The organism is uncultured Sphingomonas sp. (assembly GCF_946477935.1).
Lineage (GTDB): Bacteria > Pseudomonadota > Alphaproteobacteria > Sphingomonadales > Sphingomonadaceae > Sphingomonas.
The window spans coordinates 1-3,361 of sequence record NZ_CAMLAC010000316.1; the positions used below are offsets into that span (position 1 = coordinate 1).

2 protein-coding genes and 2 pseudogenes are annotated in these 3,361 nt (G+C 69.4%); all 4 read right to left on the reverse strand.

Going from position 1 to position 3,361, the window contains the following annotated elements:
- A pseudogene (locus Q0U08_RS19145) lies at positions 1-368 on the reverse strand (M23 family peptidase); the annotation flags it as partial.
- Positions 369-484: 116 nt separating this feature from the next.
- A complete protein-coding gene (locus Q0U08_RS19150) occupies positions 485-1,285 on the reverse strand; it encodes a ferritin-like domain-containing protein (RefSeq protein WP_298093347.1) in 801 nt (266 codons plus the stop codon).
- The gene (locus tag Q0U08_RS19155) at positions 1,282-1,737 is read right to left on the reverse strand and encodes a peroxiredoxin (RefSeq protein WP_298093349.1); all 456 of its coding nucleotides are present in this window, start codon (positions 1,735-1,737) and stop codon (positions 1,282-1,284) included. The genes Q0U08_RS19150 and Q0U08_RS19155 overlap by 4 nt, the downstream gene beginning before the upstream one ends.
- Positions 1,738-1,739: 2 nt before the next feature.
- Positions 1,740-3,361, reverse strand: a pseudogene (locus Q0U08_RS19160) (glutamine-synthetase adenylyltransferase); the annotation flags it as partial.

Genomic DNA, 3,361 nt, shown 5'->3' on the forward strand with positions numbered 1-3,361 from the left:
TCCTTGTTGTAACCCTCGCCGGCCATCACCGCGGTCAGCAGCGCCTGGCGCTGCTCGACACGCTGGGCGTGGACCTGGGCGGTTTCGCGGATCGCGGCGACCCGCGCCTGCATGCGCGCGATCTGGGATTCCATCTGCGCGATCTGCGCCGTGTTGTCGTGATGTGCGACCGCGCCGGTCGCCGCCATCGCGCCGTAACCGGACAGGCTCAGCACCATCGCGCCGGCGGTGGCGACGCCGAGCTGGGTCGGGCCATGCAGGCGGAAACGGCGGACCGAGCGACCATCATGGAACAGGATGTTGCGGGTGACGAACAGTCCGCGGAGGCGGGTTGCAAGCCGAGCGGCCGATACCGGAAAGCTAATCATCGAACCCCGACAAGCTGCGCCATCCCGCAGCAAGCCCCCGCGGAACGACTTTGTGCATCCAACGCTGTTTCGCAGCCCCACCGCGCTCCAGACGCGCAAAGGTTTGCCGTGGAACGTCAGTCCTGGGCAAGAGGCGCGTAGAAGTCTCGCGTCAAACCGGCAGACTCGCGCGCCGAGTCGTTGAACGGAGGTTTCAGCGAGCCCCGAAAATAGCGTCGCACCAGTGCCTGCCAGTGCGGCGCCGGTTCGATATCCTGTTCAGCGCTCACATAACCGAACCATTTCGCACCGAAGCCGACATGGCGGATCTCATCGGTATAGATGCGGTTCAGAATGCGTGCCGAGAGGATGTCGCCCGCCGCCTCGAACCGCGCTACCGTTTCCGGCGTCACGTCCAGCCCGCGCGCTTCCAGCACCATCGGCACCACGGCCAGTCGCGCCATCGCATCATGCGCGGTCGCCTCGGCCGCTTCCCACAGCCCGGCATGGGCAGGCAATGCCCCGTAAGGCGTACCCAGCCGGCGCAATCGCCGCTCCAGTATCGCGAAATGCATCGCCTCGTCCGCGCCGACAGAGATCCAGTCGTCGGCAAAGCTGCGCGGAAACTGCGCCCCGAAACGCCCCGCCATGTCGAACGCCAGGTCGATCGCGGAAAATTCGATATGCGCCAGCGCATGAAGCAGTGCCGTTCGCCCACGCTCCGATCCGCCCCGGCCGCGCTTTGGCATGCGGTTGGGCGGAAGCAATTCGGGTCGGTCGGGCCGTGCCGGCACATCGGGCAGCACCGCGTCGAACCGGTGTTCCAGTGCCCCGCGTCGCCAGTCCCGTGCCGCCGCGCGTGCCACCCGCACCTTCGTCATGGGATCGGCGGTGTTCAGCACCGCCGCGCAGGCCGCGCCCAGGCTCGTCGCGTTCACAGGCCCTGCGCCGCCTCCAGCACCGCTTCGGCATGGCCCGGCACCTTCACCTTGCGCCACGCCCGCACCAGCCGCCCGTCCGCCCCGAACAGGAAGGTGGCGCGCTCGATTCCCATATAGGTCTTGCCGTACAACGTCTTCTCGCCCCACGTCCCGAACGCGTCGCACACCGCGCCGCTCTCGTCGCTGAGCAAGCGGACGGTCAGCTCGTGCTTCGCCGCGAACTTGGCGTGCCTGGCCGGGCTGTCCTTCGATACGCCGACCACGCTCACGCCGGCGGCGGCGAACTTCTCGCCCAAGGCACTGAAATCCAGCGCCTCGCGGGTGCAGCCGGGCGTATCGTCCTTGGGATAGAAATACACGACCGCGGGCAGCGGCAGCGTGTCCAGCGCCACGCTCGCGCCGTCCGCCGTCACCGCGCTCACCGCCGGCATTGCATCACCCTCGACCATCGTCATGCCTCCACATCCGCGCCCTGCCAGACGCGGGCGACCTCCTGCCGGGTCGTCTCCAGCATGGCAACCACCGCATCCCAGTCCGCAACCCCCAGCGCACGGGCGATCAACGCCTGCGTCGCCGGTGCCGGCGGCTGTCCGTCGGGCGCCAGCAACCGCAGCGCGACCAGCGCGCGGGTCAGCCGGTCATGCGCCCCGTGCATCGCCGCGGGCAGCACACCCTCCCCGACCAGCGCGTCGATCGCGTCCCCCAGATGCGGATCGAACCCGGCCCGATGGATCAATTGCGCCCGGTGAACGGCGAACTCCAGATCGACCAGCCCGCCCGGTGACAGCTTCACGTCCAGCGGTCCTGATGGCGGCTTGTGGCGCATCATCTCGGCGCGCATCGTCTCGGCCTCGCCGGCAATGTCGCGCGCCGGGCGATCGCCCGCCAAGACCTGGTCGACGATCGACTGCGTTGCCGCGCGCGCCGCCGCCGATCCGAAGATCGGCCGGGCACGGGTCAGCGCCATATGCTCCCATGTCCAGGCGTCCTCGCGCTGGTAGCGCTCGAAACTCTCCAGCGAGACGACCAGCGGTCCCTGCGTGCCCGAGGGCCGCAACCGTGTGTCGATCGGATATAGCGGCCCCGCCGCGGTCGGCACCGACAGCGCCGCCGTCACCCGCTGCGCCAGTCGATTATAATATAGCGTCGCACCCAGCGGCTTCTCGCCATCGGATTCGCCGGCGAAGTCGCCGGTGAACAGGTAAACCAGGTCCAGGTCGGATGCGTGGGTCAACGCCGCGCCGCCCATCCGCCCGAGCGCCAGGATCACCAGCTCGCTGCCCGGCACGCGCCCATGCCGCACCGCAAATTCTTCAACCGTCGCGCGCGCCAGCACGTCCACCGCTGCTTCCGCCACCCGCGCATAGCCCCCCGCCACCTCCAGCGGATCGGCCGCGCCAGCCACCACCTGCGCCCCCAGCGCGAACCGCATCTCGCCCACCAGTTGCCGCACATGGTCCAGCCGCCGCTGATAATCATCGGCATCGCCGCCGCTCATCGCTTCGACCAGGTCCGGCACGGCGGCCATCGGCTCGAACGCGGTGGCGTCGATCAGCCCGTCGAGCAGTGCGGGGCGCCGCGTCAGGTCTGCCGCCAATGGCTGCGCATGGCTCAGGATCACGATCAGCAAGGTGGCCAGTCCCGGCCGTGCTTCCAGCAGGCGGAAGATGTTGATCGCGCTCGGCATATGCTCGAACAACGCATCCAGCCTGATCATCGCGTCCGCCGGGTCCGGCGCCGCCCCCAGCGTCTCGACCAGCGTCGGCAGCACCGCCTCCAGCGCCGCACGTGCCGCCGGACTGCGCAGCGCCGCGTAACTGCCCCCACGCCACGCCGCCACCCGCCGCGCGGCCCCTTGCGCATCGGCGAACCCCATCGCCGCCAGCCGCTCCGTCAGCCCCGCCCCCTCGCCCGGCAGACCGACACCCTCCCGCCCGTCATCCAGCGCATCATATGTCCGCCCGACCCGTGCGACATACGGCGCCAGCAACGCGACAAGCGCCGCCCCATCATTCAACCCATGCAACCGCGCGACCTGCCCCAGCCCGTCCCCGATCGGCAGCTTGTGGGTCT